Below are 17,615 nucleotides of genomic sequence, written 5' to 3'. Positions count from 1 at the left end.
AGAAGATCCGATATGTCTGAACAACCTACTCCGACCCACTGGCTGCTGGGCCGCATCACCTGGGACTCCATCCCCATGGCGCACGAGCCCATCGTGCTGTGGACCTTCATTGCCGTGGTCCTGGGGGGCCTGGCCGTCGTGGCTGCCCTCACCAAGTTCCGCCTCTGGGGCCCGCTGTGGCGCGACTGGTTCTGCAGCATCGACCACAAGAAGATCGGCATCATGTACATGGTGCTGGGCCTGATCATGTTCCTGCGCGGCTTTGCCGACGCGGCCATGATGCGCCTGCAGCAGTCCATGGCCTTTGGCGAGAACATGGGCTATCTGCCGCCGCACCACTACGACCAGATCTTCACGGCCCACGGCGTGATCATGATCTTCTTCGTGGCCATGCCCTTCGTCACCGGGCTCATGAACTACCTGGTGCCGCTGCAGATCGGCGCGCGCGACGTGTCGTTCCCGTTCCTGAACAACTTCAGCTTCTGGATGACCACCGGCGGCGCCGTGCTGGTCATGGTGTCGCTGTTCCTGGGCGAGTTCTCCACCTCGGGCTGGCTCGCGCTGTCCAACCTGGGGGCGCAGGATCCGGGCGTGGGGCTGGACTACTACATCTGGGGCCTGCAGGTCGCGGGGGTGGGCACGACGCTGTCGGGCATCAACCTGATCGTGACCATCATCAAGATGCGCGCGCCGGGCATGCAGCTCATGAAGATGCCCGTGTTCAGCTGGACCGCGCTGTGCACCAACGCCCTGATCGTGGCGACCTTCCCCATCCTCACGGCGGCGCTGCTGCTCATGAGCCTGGACCGCTACGCCGGCACCAACTTCTTCAGCAACGACCTGGGCGGCAACGCCATGCTGTACGTGAACCTGATCTGGATCTGGGGCCACCCCGAGGTCTACATCCTGGTGCTGCCCGCGTTCGGCGTGTTCTCCGAGGTCGTGGCCACCTTCAGCGGCAAGCGCCTGTTCGGCTACACCTCCATGGTCTACGCCACGGTGTGCATCACGGTGCTGTCCTACCTGGTGTGGCTGCACCACTTCTTCACCATGGGCTCGGGCGCGACGGTGAACACCTTCTTCGGCATCACGACGATGATCATCTCGATCCCGACGGGCGCCAAGATCTTCAACTGGCTGTTCACCATGTACCGCGGCCGCATCCGCTTCAACGTGCCCATGCTGTGGACGGTGGGCTTCATGTGCACCTTCGCCATCGGCGGCATGACCGGCGTGCTGCTGGCCGTGCCCCCGGCCGACTTCGTGCTGCACAACTCGCTGTTCCTGATCGCGCATTTCCACAACGTCATCATCGGCGGCGTGGTGTTCGCCGTGTTCGCCGGCATCAACTACTGGTTCCCCAAGGCCTTCGGCTACAAGCTCGACGAGTTCTGGGGCAAATGCTCGTTCTGGTTCTGGCTCGTGGGCTTCTGGGTCGCGTTCACCCCGCTCTACATCGTGGGCCTGATGGGTGTGACGCGCCGCGTGAACCACTTCGAGGACCCGTCGCTGCAGATCTGGTTCGTCATCGCCGCCTGTGGCGCCGCGCTGATCGCGCTGGGCATCGCCAGCTTCCTGATCCAGATCGGCGTGAGCTACCTGCGCCGCGAGCAGTTGCGCGACCACACGGGCGACCCCTGGGACGCGCGCACGCTGGAATGGGCCACCTCCTCGCCGCCGCCGCAGTACAACTTCGCCTTCACCCCCGTGGCGCACGAGATCGACGCCTGGTGGGACATGAAGAAGCATGGCTACAAGCGTCCGCTGACGGGCTTCCAACCCATCCACATGCCCGCCAACACCGGCGCCGGCGTGGTGATCGCGGGCCTGTCGACGCTGTTTGGCTTCGCCATGATCTGGCACATGTGGCCGCTGGCGATCGCCTCGTTCGCCGCCACCGTGCTGGCCTCCATCATCCACACCTTCAACTACAAGCGTGACTACTACATCCCGGCCGCCGAAGTCGCTGCCACGGAACACGCACGCACCCAGCAGCTTGCCGCAGCCCATGTCTGAGACGCACACCCTCCCCGCCGGCGGCGCCGCCGCCCTGACGACGCGCGAGTACCACCTCGCGCATGAGCCCCACCCGGAGAACGGCACCTCGCTGGGCTTCTGGCTCTACCTGATGAGCGACTGCCTCATCTTCGCCGTGCTCTTCGCCACCTATGGCGTGCTCGGCCGCAACTACGCGGGCGGCCCCACGGGCGCCGAGCTGTTCGACCTCAAGCTCGTCGCCGTCAACACGGCCTTCCTGCTGCTGTCGTCCATCACCTTCGGCTTTGCCATGCTGCACAAGCAGCAGCGCGACGTGCGCGGCACGCTCGGCTGGCTGGCCGTCACCGGCGTGCTCGGCCTGGCCTTCCTGGGCGTGGAGCTCTACGAGTTCGCGCACATGATCCACCAGGGCGCGGGCCCGCAGCGCAGCGCCTTCCTGTCCTCCTTCTTCACGCTGGTGGGCACGCACGGCCTGCACGTGACCTTCGGCCTGATCTGGCTCGTCACGGTGATGCTGCAGATCGGCAAGCACGGCCTGATCCACGAGAACACGCGCCGCCTGAACTGCCTGTCGATGTTCTGGCACTTCCTGGACGTGGTCTGGATCGGCGTCTTCACCTTTGTGTACCTGATGGGGGTGCTGTAAATGAGCACGCATGAACTTCACGCCGGTCACCACGACGACCACCATGACGACCTGCACGTCAGCCGGGGCGACTATGTCAAGGGCTTCATCCTGGCCGTCATCCTCACGGCCATCCCGTTCTGGCTGGTGATGAGCGGCACCATCGCCGACCGCGCCACGGCGGCGCTGGTGCTGGGCCTGTTCGCGGCGGTGCAGATCGTCGTGCACATGGTCTACTTCCTGCACATGAACGGCAAGATGCAGGGCGGCTGGACCATGCTGTCCACGATCTTCACCATCGTCTTCCTGGCCGTCACCATCGTCGGCACGCTGTGGGTCATGTTCCACATGAACGCGGCCATGATGCCCGCCCATCCTTGACCAGTCCCGATTGCGTCGCAACGCCGGCCACGGGCGGCCGGCCGCGCTCGCGCCGCGCCCTGGCGCTGCTCGCCCTCGCGGGCATCGCCCTGTTCCTGCTGTTCGTCGCGCTGGGCAGCTGGCAGGTGGAGCGCCGCGGCTGGAAGCTCGCGCTGATGCAGCGCGTGGAGCAGCGCCTGCACGCCGCGCCCCAGCCCCTGCCCCCGCGCGCCGACTGGCCACGCGTGGACGCCGCGGGCCACGAATACCTGGCCGTCAAGGCCAGCGGCCGCTGGCTGCCGGCCAAGACGGTGCTGACCCAGGCCACGACGACGCTGGGCGCGGGCTTCTGGGTGTTGTCGGCACTGCAGCTCGACGACGGCGGGCAGGTACTCGTCAACCGCGGCTTCATTCCAGAGGCCCAGCGCGGCGCCTGGGCCGCGGGCACGGCCGACACGCCGGCCGACACGCCCGTGCAGATCGAGGGCCTGATGCGCATGAGCGAGCCCGGCGGCGGCTTTCTGCGCCGCAACGACCCTGCGCAGCAGCGCTGGCATTCGCGCGACGTGGCCGCCATCACCCAGGCGCTGGGCCTGCAGGACGCGGCGCCGTTCTTCATCGACGCCGGCCTTCCCGACGCGCGTGCCCCCACTGCGGCGGACGTCGGCCCAGCCTATGCGGGCCCCTGGCCCAGGCCCGGCATGACCGTGGTGCGCTTTCACAACAGCCACCTCGTCTACGCCATCACCTGGTACGGCCTTGCGGCCATGGTGGTGGCCGCGGCGGTCTTCGTGGTCCGGCACGAGCGGCGCTCACCGGCAGGCGGCCAGGCCCTCGATCGCCCAGGGCCATGATGGCCGTCCCGCAGGGCGCTGAGCGCTATCACCTGCATAGCTGCCAGCGCTTTGTGGGCAAGGCCTGAAGGCCGATTTTTATCCAATTCACCTGACTCGTACCCACCCTGCCCCGCGTGAAAGCGCGCGCCTCGCAGGGTTGGTGCGCATCGGCGAAAATCACGCCCCATGACCCTCAGAGCCCCCGAACTGCTGCTGCCCGCGGGCAGCCTCGACAAGATGCGCGCCGCCTATGACTTTGGCGCCGACGCCGTCTATGCGGGCCAGCCGCGCTACTCCTTGCGCGCACGCAACAACGAATTTCGCCTCGAGCAGATCGCCCAGGGCATTCAAGAGGCGCACGCGCGCGGCAAGAAGTTCTTCGTCACCAGCAACCTGATCGCGCACAACGACAAGGTGCGCACCTATCTGCGCGACATCGAGCCCGTCATCGACTGCAGGCCCGACGCCCTCATCATGGCCGACCCCGGCCTCATCATGATGGTCAAGGACAAGTGGCCCGAGACGGAAATCCACCTCTCCGTGCAGGCCAACACCACCAACTCGGCCACGGTGAAGTTCTGGCAGAAGGCGGGCGTGTCGCGCATCATCCTCTCGCGCGAGCTGTCTCTGGACGAGATCGAGAAGATCCGCCAGGACTGCCCCGACATGGAGATCGAGGTCTTCGTGCACGGCGCGCTGTGCATCGCCTACTCGGGCCGCTGCCTGCTCAGCGGTTACTTCAACCACCGCGACCCCAACCAGGGCACCTGCACCAACGCCTGCCGCTGGGAATACAAGACGCACGAGGCGGCCGTGGACCCGAACACCGGCGAGGCCCTGGCCACGGCCATGGACAAGGCTTTCAGCTTCGACAAGGCGCGCCAGGACGCCGACAGTCAGTTCACCAGCACCTGTGGTGGCGGCCAGCGTCATCCCAAGGCCGACCAGGTCTACCTGATCGAGGAAATCGGCCGCCCCGGCGAGCTCATGCCCATCATGGAGGACGAGCACGGCACCTACATCATGAACAGCCGCGACCTGCGCGCCGTCGAGCATGTGGAGCGGCTGGTCAAAATTGGCGTGGATTCGCTCAAGATCGAAGGCCGCACCAAGAGCCTGTACTACGTGGCGCGCACGGCCCAGGTCTACCGCCGCGCCATCGACGACGCCGTGGCCGGCCGCCCGTTCAACCCGCACCTGATCACCGAGCTCGAGGGCCTGGCCAACCGCGGCTACACCGGCGGCCTCCTGGAGCGCCGCCCCGCCAACGACTACCAGAACTACGAGACCGGCCACAGCGTGCTGCAGCGCAGCCACTTTGTGGGCGAGGTGCGCGGCTATGCCGACGGCATGGCCGAGGTCGAGACCAAGAACCGCTTTGCCGTGGGCGATACGCTCGAGATCATCCACCCCCAGGGCAACCGGCAGATGCTGCTCGAGAAGATGTTCAACCTGGACGGCGAGCCCGTGCAGGTCGCCCAGGGCAGCCCGGTGCGCGTGCGCATTCCGCTCGACGGCCCGGTGGAGGGTGCGCTGATCGCGCGCTTGCTGCAGACATCTTAAAAACCATAGCTGGCCGCGCTTTACAGGCAAGCGCTGCAACCCATTTTCACTCAAAGGCCCCGCCGGGGCCTTTGCCTTTTTCCTGCGTTGACCGACTCCCTATGAATCCCGAAGACATCGTCGTCCTGCCCGAACTGAAGGCCTATATCGACCCGCTCACGCCCGACGAGCATGACGCGCTCGAGCGCAGCATCCTCGCCGAGGGCTGCCGCGACGCGCTGGTGCTGTGGGGCAACGTCCTCGTCGACGGCCACAACCGCTTCGGCATCTGCCAGAAGCACGGCCTGCCGTTCCAGACCGTGCAGAACCAGCGCTTTCAGAGCATGGAGGACGTGCACCTGTGGATGATCGACCAGCACCTGGGCCGGCGCAGCGTGTCGGAGTTCCAGCGCGGCGTGCTGGCGCTGCGCAAGCGCGAGATCATTGCCGAGCGGCGCGCGGCGGCCGCCGCCGCAGTCGTCGCCGCCAAGGCCGAGGCCGCGCAATCGCCCGAGGCCCAGGCCCCCTGGGAGGGCGACACCGACTCGGTCGTCGCCAAGGCTCTCGCCAGCGTGCCCAGGGTGCCCGATGAGGCCCTGGACACGCGCGAGGCCCTGGCCCGCGCCGCGCGCCTGACGGCCGCGCAGGTCAAGGCCATCGAGACCATCCACCAGAACGCAGCGCCCGAGGTGGTCGCCGCCGTGAAGGCGGGCGAGCTGTCGCTCAACGCCGCGGCCGTCGTCGCCACGCTGCCGGTGGAGGAACAGCAGGCCGCGGCCGCGGGCGGCGCGCAAGACCTCAAGCAGGCCGCCAAGCGCGTGCGCGAGGCAAAGAAGAAGCCCAAGGCCGTGGCCACGGAAGGCGCCGAGAGCGGCAGCGATGCCGCCCAGCAGGCCCAGTCCGTCCCCGACGCGGCCGCACTGCAACAGCGCGTGACCGAGCTCGAGGCCGAGAACGAGCGCCTGCGCCAGCAGGTCAAGGCGCTGCAGGATCTGCTGGCCGAGGCGGCCTGAGCGGCCTGACCGGCCAGATCTGCGTGGCGGATTCCCCGCCCGGCACGCTCACACCCATCATCCCTGCGAAAGCAGGGATCCAGGCGCCCGTCCAGTCGCCACTGCGTCACCGCGGCTGTGGATCCCCGCCTTCACGGGGATGACGGCCGTGGGGAGTCGACAGGTCATCCACTCCGCGACCGGCGGCCAGGGCGCCAATTCGGGCGGCCTCACAACCGCTCCCGTAATCCCTGCGAACGCAGGGATCCAGGTGCCCGCCGAATCGTCACCGCATTTCCGCTGCTGTGGATCCCCGCCTTCGCGGGGATGACGGTCGTCGGGAATCGCCAAGTGATCCGTTCTGCGACCTACGGCCAGAGAGCCGATTCGTGCGGCCGCGCAACCACACCCGTCATCCCTGCGAACGCAGGGATCCAGGCGCCCGCGCCATCGCACGCCTAATCGCCACTGCGTCACCGCGGCTGTGGATCCCCGCCTTCGCGGGGATGACGGCCGTCGGGAGTCGACATGTGATCTGAGACCTGCGGTCAGCGCGCCGATTCGGACGGCCGCTGGAGCCACACGCCGAAGCGCTCGCCCAAGGACTGCAAATCCTCGGGCGTGTCCACGTCGGTGGTACAGCGCTCGTGCCGCAGGGGCACGGCCTGCACCTGTTCCGGATGGGCGCGGCGCCATTCGCGCACGCCCTGCCCGCCCGTGGCCTGCATCACGGCCCGGCGCAGCACGGGGCCGAAGACGATGGGGTGGCCGGGCTGGCCCGCGTGCTGGGGCAGGACCAGCTCCACCCCGGCGCCGCGCGCGCGCCAGGCGGCGCGCATGGCCTGTATGTCCTCAAGCTCCAAAAGCGGCTGGTCGGCCAGCAGCACGAGCAGCTCATCGGCCTCGGCCGGCAGCGCCGCGAGGCCGCAGCGCAGCGACGAGCCCGGCCCCTCATCGGGCGTGGCGTTGACCACCGCACGCAGTGACAGCGCGGGCGGCAGTTGCGCCTGCGCCAACATGGCCTCAAGCGCCCGCGCGTGGTGGCCCAGCACCACGGCGACATGGGCCACGCCGGCCTGCGCCAGCAGACGAATCTGGCGCAGCAGCAGCGGCTCGCCATCGCGCAGCAGCAGGGACTTGGGGCAATGGCCCATGCGCCGGCCCGCGCCCGCGGCCATGAGCACGGCGGCGACGCTGGGCGGCAGCTCCATCAGCCCACCTTGCAGGCCGAGCCCGCGGCGGCCAGGCCCTGGGCGTCCTTGACATGGGCCACGTCCATGTCGCGCGGCAGGGGTGCGCCGTTCTTCACGGCCAGCACCTCGGCCATGACGCTCACGGCGATCTCGGGCGGGGTCTTGCTGGCTATGTAGATGCCTATGGGCCCACGCAGGCGCGCCAGGCCCGCCTCGGTCTGGCCCAGGTGCTCGATCATGCGCTGGCGCCGGGCCTGGTTGTTGCGGCGGCTCCCAATGGCGCCGATGTAGAAGGCCGGGGTCTCGAGCGCCTGCAGCAGTGCCAGGTCGTCGAGCTTGGGGTCGTGCGTGAGGGCCACGACGCAGCTGCGCGCATCGGGCGCAAACGCGGCCACGGTGTCGTCGGGCATGGTGGTGAGCAGCTGCACGCCGGGCACGCTCCAGGCGCCGCGGTATTCCTCGCGTGGATCACAGACGGTGACGGCAAAGCCGCAGAACTGTGCCATGGTGGCCAGGTATTCGCTCATCTGCCCGGCGCCGATGATGAGCATGCGGTACTCTGGGCCGAAGGTGTTGGTGAGCTGCGCCGCATCGAGCTGCAGATCGGCCGGTGTCTCTGCCGGCTGCAGCGAGACCACGCCGTCGCCCAGACGCACGCTGCGCCGCATCAGGCGCCCGGCATCGAGCGCCTGCACCAGGGCGGCCAAGCTCGCGGCGTCGGGGCTGAACTCCAGCAGCAGCTCCAGCGTGCCGCCGCAGGGCAGGCCGAAGCGGAAGGCCTCCTCGGCCGTCACGCCGTACTTGGCGAACTGCGGCGCGCCGCTGCGCGGCAGGGCGTCGGCGCCCTGGGCATGGGCGTAGCGCGCGATCAGGTCGTCCTCTATGCAGCCCCCCGAGACCGAGCCCACCACCGCCCCGTCCTCGCACAGGGCCATGATGGAGCCCACGGGCCGGGGCGACGAGCCCCAGGTGCGCACCACGGTGACCAGCAGCGCCTGGCGGCCGGCCAGGCGCCAGTCGCGCAGCGCGCGCAGCACGGTGACGTCAAGGTTTTCCATGGCCTATGTCTCCCCATCGCCGTCGGTGGCGGCATCAGCGTCCTTCGCGCCGCCCTTGAGCCTGGACCACATCTTCTTGAGAGCGCCGGGCCTGGCCTCGGGTTCCTCCTCGGCCGGGCCGTGGCGGCGCTGCATCTCCTCGTCGAAGCGCTTGAAGAAGCTCTCGGCCATGGACTTGGCCACGCCGTCGATCAGCCTCTGGCCCACCTGGGCGATCTTGCCGCCCACGCTGGCGCTCACGGTGTAGGCGAGCTCGCAGCCCTCGTCCCGCGGCGCGAGCGACACCTGGGCACTGCCCTTGCCAAAGCCGGCCACGCCGCCATTGCCCTCGAAGTTCAGCGTGTAGCTGTGCGGCGCGTTGACGTCGGCCAGCTGGATGCTGCCCTTGAACTTGGCCGCCACGGGGCCGACCTTGATGGCGTTGACCAGGTCGTAGGCGTTGTCGCCCGTGGACTCGATGCTGTCGCAGCCGGGGATGCAGAGCTTCAGGACCTCGGGGTCGTTCAGGGCCTCCCAGGCCTGCTGCTGGGTGATGGCCAGTTGGCGCGCGCCTTGCATTTCCATGCTTGTCTCCTTGGGTTATTGCCTCATCAGGTCGGCGATGGCCCCGGCCAGCTGCTGCAGCCGGGTGACGTTGTGCACGGCCAGCATGGCGTCGGCCGCGCGGTGCAGCACGGCGGCGCCGCGCGCGCTGGGCTCGTAGCCGTCAAAGCGCAGCAGCGGGTTGAGCCAGAGCAGGCGCCGGCAGTGGAGCTTGAGCCAGGCTAGCTCACGCGCGAGCAGCTCGGGCTCGCCCGTGTCCAGCCCGTCGCTGACCAGCAGCACCAGCGTGCGCCGCCCCACGAGCCGGTGCGCATGCGCGCGGCGCAGGCTGGCGAGACTCTCGCCCAGGCGCGTGCCGCCGGCATAGTCCTGTATGGCCTGGCCGGCGCGCTCGAGCATGCGGTCGGTGTCTGCCTCCTTGAAGGCCGCGCTCAGGTCGGTCAGACCCGTGCCAAAGGCGAACACGTCGCGGCGCAGCGCGTGGGCCTGTCCGTCCATGCGCACGCGCGCCGTGGCCGCATGGACAAAGGCCAGCAGCAGGCGCGCATAGCGCTCCATGGAGCCTGACACATCGACCAGCACCAGCAGCGGCAGCGGCTCGCGGCGCCGCTGCTGGCGCTGCAGCATGGCGAGGTCCCCGCCATGGCGCGCGCCGTGGCGCAGCGTGCGCGCCCAGTGGATGCGCGCGCCACGGCTGCCCACCTGGCTGCGGCGCGAGGCCACACCCGGCAGCGGCAGGGGGATAGCGCGCACCAGGCGCTCGACGAGCTGGTATTCGCTCGCGCTGAGCTGGTTGAAGTCCGCCTGGCGCAGGCGCTGCAGGTGGCTCGCGCTCATGGCGGCGTCCAGGTCGACGGCCTGCTCGGGCGCGGCCTGGGGCTGGGGCCTGGGCGGCTGCAGGGCCTCGCGCACGCGCGGGCGCTGGCGCGGGGGCTCGGCGCGGCCATCGGCGCGCGGCAGCATCTGCGCGAGCAGCTTGTGGGCGAGGTCGGGGTCGCGAAAGAACGCCTCGAACAGCTCGCGGAACACCTGGCGGTCCTGCGCGCGACTGACCAGCACGGCCTCTAGCGCGGCGGCCATGTCGTCCCTGCGCGCCACGCCCACGAGCTGCATGGCCTGCTGCGCCAGGGCCATGCGCGCCGCGTCCACGGGCACGCCGGCGCGGCGCAGCGCACGGCCAAACGCGGTGAGGTTGCCGGCCAGCTTGCCGCTGCGCGCGTCGCCCAGTTGCGACACGCGCCGCGGCTCTGTGACCGAAGGTGGCCCTGCGGGCGTGGTGGACATGGCAAGGCCTATCAGGCGCCGGCCTGCCCGACCTGGCTGGCCTGGCTGGCCAGAAGGGCCTGCTCTGCCAGCGCACGGTCGAGCGCGGCCACGTCGTCGCGCTGCTTGAACAGAATGCCCGCGGTGTCGGTGACGACCTCGGGGTCGAGCACCACGGTGTCGAGCGCCACAAGCGCGCGCGCCCATTCCACCGTCTCGGCAATGCCCGGCGCGCGCTGGAAATGCGCGCCATGGGGGCTGGCGCGCAGCTGCTGCACAAAGGCCGCCACCTGGTCGGCCAGCTGCGCGGGCGCCTGGGGCACGAGGGCGCGCACGATGGCGAGCTCGCGCTCGCGCTCGGGGTAGTCCAGCCAGTGGTAGAGGCAGCGGCGCTTGATCGCGTCGCTGAGCTCGCGCGTGCGGTTGCTGGTCAGTATGGTCACGGGCGGCACGGCCGCGCGCAGCGTGCCCAGCTCGGGGATGCTGACCTGATACTCGCCCAGGTATTCGAGCAAAAAGGCCTCGAAGGGCTCGTCGGCGCGGTCCACCTCGTCGATGAGCAGCAGCGCGCCGGGCGTCGGCGCTTCGAGCGCCTGCAACAGCGGGCGGCGCACCAGATAGCGCGGCTGGTAGAGCTCCTGCTCCAGCGCGCTGGCCGTCTGCGTGCCTTCGTGGGCGCGCAGGTGCAAGAGCTGGGCCGTGTAGTTCCACTCGTACAGCGCCTCGCGCTGCTCCAGCCCGTCAAAGCATTGCAGGCGCAGCAGCTGGCGCGCCAGCACGCGCGCCAGCGCCTTGGCCAGCTCGGTCTTGCCGACGCCGGGCTCGCCCTCGAGCAGCAGCGGGCGCTGCAGCCTGAGCGCCAGGAACACGGCCGTGGCCAGGCGCCGGTCGGCAAAGTAGCCCTCGGCCTGCAGGGCCGCGGCCAGCGCATCGATGGAGTTGCAGGCGCCGGGGGGCACAGGGTCGTTCATTGAATCAAGTTTGATAGCTGCTCACGCTTGCATGTCAAGCGATACAGCCATTTTTGATTACAAATCACGCCAGCGCCTGCGCCACCGCACGCTGGGCCATCACGCCCGCGAGGTGGGCACGGTATTCGGCGCTGCCGTGCAGGTCGCTGGACATCTCGCCCGCATCCGTGGCGATGGCGGCGATGGCCTCGGGTCGGAAGTCGGCCGACAGCGCCTGCTCGAACGCGCCCTGGCGGAACACGCCGTTGCCCCCGCCGGTGACGGCCGCGCGCACGCCCGCATCGGTCTGCGCGACGAACACGCCGATGAGCGCAAAACGCGACGCCGGCTGGACGAACTTCACGTAGGCCGCGCGCTTTGGAATGGGAAAGCGCACGGCCGTGATCAGCTCGCCCTCCTCCAGCGCCGTGGCGAACAGGCCCTGGAAGAAATCGTCGGCGGCGATCTCGCGCCGGTCGGTCAGCACCGTCGCGCCCAGCGCCAGCAGCGCCGCGGGGTAGTCGGCCGCGGGGTCGTTGTTGGCCACCGAGCCGCCCAGCGTGCCGCGCGCGCGCACCTGGCGGTCGCCAATACCGCCGGCCAGCCGGGCCAGCGCGGGAATGGCGGCGCCCAGCTCGGCGCTCTCGGCCACGTCGCAGTGGCGCGTCATGGCGCCGATCATGACGGCGTTGCCCTCGCGGCGTATGCCCTTGAGTGCGGCGATGGCGCCCAGGTCCACGATCTGCTCGGGCGCGGCCAGGCGCAGCTTCATCGAGGCCAGCAGGGTCTGGCCGCCGGCCAGCAGCTTGCCGCCCGCCTGTGCGAGTTTCAGCGCGTCGGCCTGGGTGGCGGGGCGCTCATAGGTGAATGCGTACATGACAAAGTCCTTTCAGTAACCCGGAGGCATCGCTGCGTTCACAACGCCCGCTGCGGGCGCAACCCAGGCGCGGGCCACCGCGCAAGGGCCGCCCCGCCGCGCTGGTGGCGTCCCCCTGCCCGCATTGCGCAGCAATGCGAGAGCGGGGGGAAGGCGCGAAGCGACTCAGGGGGGTGTCGTTTCATTTCAAGGCTTGGCGGATTGGATGGCCTGCCACACGCGGTGCGGCGTGGCGGGCATGTCGAGCTCGGTCACGCCCAGGGGCCTGAGCGCGTCCAGCACGGCGTTGATGACGGCCGGCGGCGAGCCTATGGCGCCGGCCTCACCGCAGCCCTTGCTGCCTATCGGGTTGTGCGTGCAGGGCGTGCAGACATGGCCGAGCCGGAACTCGGGGAAGTCGTCGGCGCGCGGCATGGTGTAGTCCATGTAGCTGCCGGTGAGCAGCTGGCCGCTGTCCGGGTCGTACACGCCCTGCTCCATGAGCGCCTGGCCCATGCCCTGCACCACGCCACCATGCACCTGGCCCTCGACGATCATCGGGTTGACGATAACGCCGAAGTCGTCCACCGTGGTGAAGCGGTCCACGCGCACCACGCCGGTCTGCGGGTCCACCTCCACCTCGCAGATGTAGGTGCCTGCCGGGTAGGTGAAGTTGGTGGGGTCGTAGAAGGCGGTCTCGTTCAGCCCGGGTTCGAGCTTGTCGAGCGGGTAGTTGTGCGGCACGTAGGCGGTGAGCGCCACCTGGGCGAACGGCACCTTCTTGTCCGTGCCCTTGACGGTGAATTCGCCATTGGCAAATTCGATGTCGGCGTCCGAGGCCTCCATCAAATGCGCGGCGATCTTCTTGGCCTTGGCCTCGATCTTGTCCAGCGCCTTCATGATGGCCGTGCCGCCCACCGACAGCGAGCGGCTGCCATAGGTGCCCATGCCAAACGGCACCCGGCCGGTGTCGCCATGCACGATGTCCACCTGGTCGGGCGAGAGGCCCAGGCGCGCGGCGACGAGCTGGGCGAACGTGGTCTCGTGCCCCTGGCCGTGGCTGTGCGAGCCGGTGAACACCGTCACGCTGCCCGTGGGGTGTACGCGCACCTCGCCGGCCTCGAACAGGCCGGCGCGGGCTCCAAGAGCCCCGGCGATGTTGGACGGCGCCAGGCCGCAGGCCTCGATGTAGCTCGAGTAGCCTATGCCGCGCTTCAAGCCCTTGGCCTCGCTGGCCTTGCGCCGCGCGTCGAAGCCGGCCACGTCGGCGAGCTTTTGCGCCTCGTTCATGCAGGCGTGGAAGTCACCCGTGTCGTACTGCAGGGCCACCGGCGTCTGGTAGGGGAACTGGGTGACGAAGTTGCGCTTGCGGATTTCGTCCTGCGAGAGGCCCAGGTCCCAGGCGCAGCGCGTGACCAGGCGCTCGATGAGGTAGGCCGCCTCGGGCCGGCCCGCGCCGCGGTAGGCGTCAACGGGCGCCGTGCTGGTGAACCAGCCGTCCACCTCCACATAGACCTGCGGCGTGGTGTATTGGCCCGCGAGCAGCGTGCCGTAGAGGATGGTGGGCACGGCCGAGGCAAAGGTGGACAGGTAGGCGCCCAGGTTGGCGTGGGTGTGCACGCGCATGGCGAGGAACTTGCCATCCTTGTCCATGGCCATCTCGGCATGGGTGATGTGGTCGCGCCCGTGCGCGTCGCTGACAAACGATTCACTCCTCTCGGCCGTCCACTTGATGGCGCAACTGAGCTGTTTGGCGGCCCAGGTCAGCGCCACGTCCTCGGCATAAAGAAAGATCTTGGAGCCAAAGCCACCGCCCACATCTGGCGCGATGACGCGCACCTTGTGCTCGGGCAGGCCGAGCACGAAGGCGGTCATCAGGAGGCGCTCCACATGCGGGTTCTGGTTGGCCACGTAGAGCTGGTATTCGTCGCTCGCGCGGTTGTAGCTGGCGTTGGCCGCGCGCGGCTCCATGGCGTTGGGGATGAGGCGGTTGTTCGTCAGGTCTATCTTGGTGACATGGGCGGCGCCGGCAAAGGCGGCATCGACCGCGGCCTTGTCGCCCAGGGTCCATGTGTAGCAATGGTTGTCGGGTGCCTCGGCGTGCAGCGCCGGGCCCTGGGCGGCCTTGCGCATGTCGATGACCGGGGCCAGTTCCTCGTAGTCCACCACCACGGCCTCGGCGGCGTTCCTGGCCTGCTCCAGCGTGTCGGCGACAACCATGGCCACATGGTCGCCCACGTAGCGCACCTTGGAGATGGCGAGCACCGGGTGCGGCGGCTCCTTCATGGGGCTGCCATCGGGGTTGGAGATGAGCCAGCCGCAGGGCAGGCCACCCACCTTGCCCTCCATGTCCTTGCCCGTGAAGACGGCGGCCACGCCTGGCATGGCGGCGGCCGCGGCCGTGTCCACGGCCTTGATATTGGCGTGCGCGTAGGGCGAGCGCACGAAGACGGCGTACTTCTGGCCCGGTTGCACGATGTCGTCGGTGTAGTTGCCCGCGCCGGTCAGAAAGCGCAGATCCTCCTTGCGCCTGACGGATTCGCCGATGTGCGGCAGCTTGGCAAAGTCGGTGGCACCCATGGTGGTCTCCTTGTGCTGACGGCGCCCTCAGGCGGCCATGGTCTGCTGCGCCGTCTGCACGGCCCGGACGATGTTCTGGTAGCCCGTGCAGCGGCACAGGTTGCCCTCGAGATGCGCGCGGATCTCGGCCTCGCTGGCCTTGGGGTGGTGGGCCAGCAGGTCGACTGCGCTCATCACCATGCCGGGTGTGCAGAAGCCGCATTGCAGGCCATGGCACTCCTTGAATGCCGCCTGCATGGGGTGCAGCGTGCCGTCGGCCGCGGCCAGACCCTCTATGGTGGTGATGTCCGCCCCCTGCATCTGCAGCGCCAGCGCGTTGCAGGCCTTGATGGCGCGACCGTCGGCGATCACCGTGCAGGCGCCACATTGCGCGGTGTCGCAGCCCTGGTGGGTGCCCGTCAGGCGCAGATGCTCGCGCAGAAACTGCACCAGCAGGGTATTGGGTGCCACGTCGGCCGAGACGGCGCGGCCATTGACCTTGAGCTCTACTTGCATCGCGGGTATCTCCTGGTTGTTGTGGTGAAAACGGGGGCAGCAAAGCCCTCTCATTCTTGGAGCCTGCCACCGCGGCATGCTCGGGTAAAACCCTTGGAACAGCCACAAAACGAAGGCGCCCGCCATGCTTTGGATCATGGCGGGCGCCTGCGGAGCGGGGAAAGCGCGATGCTCGTTGCCGTTCAGTCCGGCAGAAAGTCCACCCCCTCGCTCAGCGGCGCGTGGCGGTAGCTCGCCGGCGTGCGGCTGAGCTTGACCGGCGTACCCAGGCCCCGGTAGCCGCCGGGCATGGTCACCACCATCTCGCGGTGCGCGGTGTGCGGGTGCTCAAGGGCTTGGGCCACGTCCAGCACCGGCGCGGCCGGCACGCCTATGGCCATGAGTGCGTCGGCCAGCTCCTGCCCGTCGCGGCGGGCGAAGGCCTGCGTGAGCAGGGGCTTGAGCGCGGCGCGGTGCACCGAGCGCTGCCCCGCCGTGACAAAGCGCGCGTCCTCGGCCAGGGCGGGCTGGCCGATGTAGTCGCACAGCAGGCGGAACTGGCGGTCGTTGCCCACGGCCAGGAAGATGGGCGCGCCGCCCGTGTGGATCACGTCATACGGGTAGATGTTGGGGTGGGCGTTGCCCGTGCGCACAGGCACCTTGCCGCTCATGAACCAGTTGGCCGCGTGTGGGTGCAAGAGCGACAGGCCACTGTCGTACAGCGCGGCGTCGACCAGCTGGCCCAGGCCGCTACGGGTGCGCTCGTGCAGCGCCAGCAGCACGCCCAGGGCCGCGTTCATACCCGTGACCATGTCCACCACGGGCAGGCCTACGCGCAGCGGGTCGCCGTCGGCATCGCCGTTGATGCTCATGAGGCCGGCCATGGCCTGGACGGCCGCGTCGTAGCCCGGCAGCGCGCCCAGCGGGCCGTCGCTGCCAAAGCCCGTGACGCGGCACCAGATCAAATGCGGCAAGGCCTCGCGCATCTGCTCGTAGCCTATGCCCCATTTCTCCATGGTGCCGACCTTGAAGTTCTCCACCACCACGTCGGACTGGGCCATCAGTTCACGCACGCGCTGCTGGCCCTCGGCTGTCGAGAGATCGAGAAACTGGATGCGCTTGTTGCGATTCAGGCCGAAGTAGTAGGACGCCACGCCGTCCCTGAACGGCGGCCCCCAGGCGCGCGTGTCGTCGCCCTGGGGTGGCTCGACCTTGAGCACATCGGCCCCATGGTCACCGAGGATCTGGCCGCACAGCGGCCCGCCCAGGATGCGCGACAGATCCAGCACCTTGATGCCCGCCAGGGCTCCTGCTTGTGCTTGCATGGCCTTGCCTTTCAATCGAGCTGCACGCCAGCCTGTTTGACCACCTTGGCCCATTTGTCGACCTCGGAGTGAATGAACTTGCCCAGGTAGGCCGGCGAATGGTCGGGCGCCGATTCCAGCCCCTGGGCGGCAAAGGTCTGCCTGACCTTGTCCGCCGCCAGCGCACGCGCAAACGCCTGGTTGAGCAGCTTGACGCGGTCGGCCGGCGTGCCCTTGGGGGCGACGACGCCGAAGAACACGCTCACGTCATAGCCCTTGACGCCCTGCTCGGCAATGGTGGGAATGTCGGGCAGCGCGCTGGAGCGCCTGGCCGTGGCCACGCCCAGGGCCTTGACCTTGTCGCTCTTGATGTAGGGCATGGCGGTGAGGATGTCAGTGAACGTCATGTCCACCTGCCCGCCGAGCAGGTCGTTGAGCGCCGGGCCCGTGCCCTTGTAGGGCACGTGCAGCAGCTTGGTGCCGGTCAGCTCGTTGAACAGCACGCCCGCCAGGTGCGACGAGGCGCCGTTGCCCGAGGAGGCAAAGCTCAGCGTGCCGGGCCTGGCCTTTTCCTTGGCGATGAGCTCCTGCACGTTGTTCACGCCCAGGCCGGGGCGCACCACGAGGATGTTGGGCAGGTAGCCCACGTAGATCACGGGCTCGAAGCTGGTGCGCGGGTCGTACTTGAGGCCCTTGTACAGGCTGTGGTTGATGGCCAGCGGCCCCGAGGTGCCGAACATGATGGTGTAGCCGTCGGGCGTGGCGCGTGCCACGGCCTCCGCGCCGATGTTGCCGCCGGCGCCGGCCTTGTTGTCCACGATCACGCTCTGGCCCAGCTCCTTGGTGAGCTCGGTGGCCAGGATGCGCGCCATGGCGTCCGTGGGCCCGCCCGGGGGGAAGGGCACGACGAACATGATGGGGCGCTCGGGGAATTTGTCCTGCGCCTGGACGGGCAAGGCGGCCAACATGGCCGCGCCGGCAATCAGGCCGAGCAGATGGCGTTTGGATGGGGTCATGGTTTGTCTCATGGTATTGATTTGA

Annotated in this window: 16 protein-coding genes; 6 read left to right on the top strand and 10 right to left on the bottom strand. The window is 68.9% G+C overall.

Annotated features, from left to right (window positions below; all coding sequences use genetic code 11):
- Window positions 1-12 precede the first annotated feature (12 nt).
- The 6 genes from cyoB to ABUE11_RS06580 all read left to right on the top strand — a co-directional run bounded on the left by cyoB (window position 13) and on the right by ABUE11_RS06580 (window position 6,374).
- The gene (gene cyoB, locus ABUE11_RS06605) at window positions 13-2,016 is read left to right on the top strand and encodes a cytochrome o ubiquinol oxidase subunit I (RefSeq protein ID WP_367068266.1); all 2,004 of its coding nucleotides are present in this window, start codon (window positions 13-15) and stop codon (window positions 2,014-2,016) included.
- A complete protein-coding gene (cyoC, locus tag ABUE11_RS06600; RefSeq protein ID WP_367068264.1) occupies window positions 2,009-2,644 on the top strand; it encodes a cytochrome o ubiquinol oxidase subunit III in 636 nt (211 codons plus the stop codon). Before cyoB ends, cyoC begins: the two co-directional genes overlap by 8 nt.
- Window positions 2,645-3,004 (top strand): cytochrome o ubiquinol oxidase subunit IV, encoded by a 360-nt coding sequence (gene cyoD, locus ABUE11_RS06595; protein ID WP_367068263.1) that lies wholly within the window; start codon window positions 2,645-2,647, stop codon window positions 3,002-3,004.
- A gap of 65 nt (window positions 3,005-3,069) precedes the next feature.
- Complete coding sequence (locus tag ABUE11_RS06590; protein ID WP_367068768.1) at window positions 3,070-3,837, top strand: SURF1 family protein; 768 nt, start codon at window positions 3,070-3,072, stop codon at window positions 3,835-3,837.
- A 168-nt stretch (window positions 3,838-4,005) separates the two neighbouring features.
- Window positions 4,006-5,382, top strand: a complete 1,377-nt coding sequence (gene yegQ, locus ABUE11_RS06585; protein WP_367068262.1) for a tRNA 5-hydroxyuridine modification protein YegQ — start codon at window positions 4,006-4,008, stop codon at window positions 5,380-5,382.
- A gap of 101 nt (window positions 5,383-5,483) precedes the next feature.
- The gene (locus ABUE11_RS06580; RefSeq protein ID WP_367068261.1) at window positions 5,484-6,374 is read left to right on the top strand and encodes a plasmid replication/partition related protein; all 891 of its coding nucleotides are present in this window, start codon (window positions 5,484-5,486) and stop codon (window positions 6,372-6,374) included.
- Window positions 6,375-6,901: 527 nt separating this feature from the next.
- Here the strand turns inward: ABUE11_RS06580 and ABUE11_RS06575 are convergent.
- The 10 genes from ABUE11_RS06575 to ABUE11_RS06530 all read right to left on the bottom strand — a co-directional run bounded on the left by ABUE11_RS06575 (window position 6,902) and on the right by ABUE11_RS06530 (window position 17,590).
- Complete coding sequence (locus tag ABUE11_RS06575) at window positions 6,902-7,564, bottom strand: nucleotidyltransferase family protein (protein ID WP_367068260.1); 663 nt, start codon at window positions 7,562-7,564, stop codon at window positions 6,902-6,904.
- Window positions 7,564-8,604 carry an XdhC family protein gene (locus ABUE11_RS06570; protein WP_367068258.1) on the bottom strand — a complete coding sequence of 347 codons (1,041 nt, stop codon included), beginning with the start codon at window positions 8,602-8,604 and terminating at the stop codon, window positions 7,564-7,566. Before ABUE11_RS06570 ends, ABUE11_RS06575 begins: the two co-directional genes overlap by 1 nt.
- Window positions 8,605-8,607: 3 nt before the next feature.
- Window positions 8,608-9,168, bottom strand: a complete 561-nt coding sequence (locus ABUE11_RS06565; RefSeq protein WP_367068257.1) for a carbon monoxide dehydrogenase subunit G — start codon at window positions 9,166-9,168, stop codon at window positions 8,608-8,610.
- 15 nt (window positions 9,169-9,183) lie between these two features.
- Window positions 9,184-10,431, bottom strand: coding sequence for a VWA domain-containing protein (locus ABUE11_RS06560; RefSeq protein ID WP_367068255.1), 1,248 nt, complete (start codon window positions 10,429-10,431; stop codon window positions 9,184-9,186).
- An 11-nt stretch (window positions 10,432-10,442) separates the two neighbouring features.
- On the bottom strand, window positions 10,443-11,381 hold the full coding sequence (locus ABUE11_RS06555) for a MoxR family ATPase (RefSeq protein WP_367068254.1): 939 nt from the start codon (window positions 11,379-11,381) through the stop codon (window positions 10,443-10,445).
- A gap of 64 nt (window positions 11,382-11,445) precedes the next feature.
- Window positions 11,446-12,237 (bottom strand): xanthine dehydrogenase family protein subunit M, encoded by a 792-nt coding sequence (locus tag ABUE11_RS06550; protein ID WP_367068253.1) that lies wholly within the window; start codon window positions 12,235-12,237, stop codon window positions 11,446-11,448.
- Window positions 12,238-12,423: 186 nt separating this feature from the next.
- On the bottom strand, window positions 12,424-14,796 hold the full coding sequence (locus ABUE11_RS06545) for a xanthine dehydrogenase family protein molybdopterin-binding subunit (RefSeq protein WP_367068251.1): 2,373 nt from the start codon (window positions 14,794-14,796) through the stop codon (window positions 12,424-12,426).
- Window positions 14,797-14,823: 27 nt separating this feature from the next.
- Window positions 14,824-15,291, bottom strand: coding sequence for a (2Fe-2S)-binding protein (locus tag ABUE11_RS06540; protein ID WP_367068250.1), 468 nt, complete (start codon window positions 15,289-15,291; stop codon window positions 14,824-14,826).
- Window positions 15,292-15,473: 182 nt separating this feature from the next.
- Window positions 15,474-16,595, bottom strand: coding sequence for a CoA transferase (locus ABUE11_RS06535; RefSeq protein ID WP_367068249.1), 1,122 nt, complete (start codon window positions 16,593-16,595; stop codon window positions 15,474-15,476).
- An 11-nt stretch (window positions 16,596-16,606) separates the two neighbouring features.
- The gene (locus ABUE11_RS06530) at window positions 16,607-17,590 is read right to left on the bottom strand and encodes a tripartite tricarboxylate transporter substrate binding protein (protein ID WP_367068247.1); all 984 of its coding nucleotides are present in this window, start codon (window positions 17,588-17,590) and stop codon (window positions 16,607-16,609) included.
- Window positions 17,591-17,615: the final 25 nt, after the last annotated feature.

It is taken from the genome of Oryzisolibacter sp. LB2S (assembly GCF_040732315.1).
Classification (GTDB): domain Bacteria; phylum Pseudomonadota; class Gammaproteobacteria; order Burkholderiales; family Burkholderiaceae_C; genus Alicycliphilus; species Alicycliphilus soli.
Note: the sequence above shows the minus strand (reverse complement) of the source record. Positions and strands in the feature narration are given on the sequence as shown.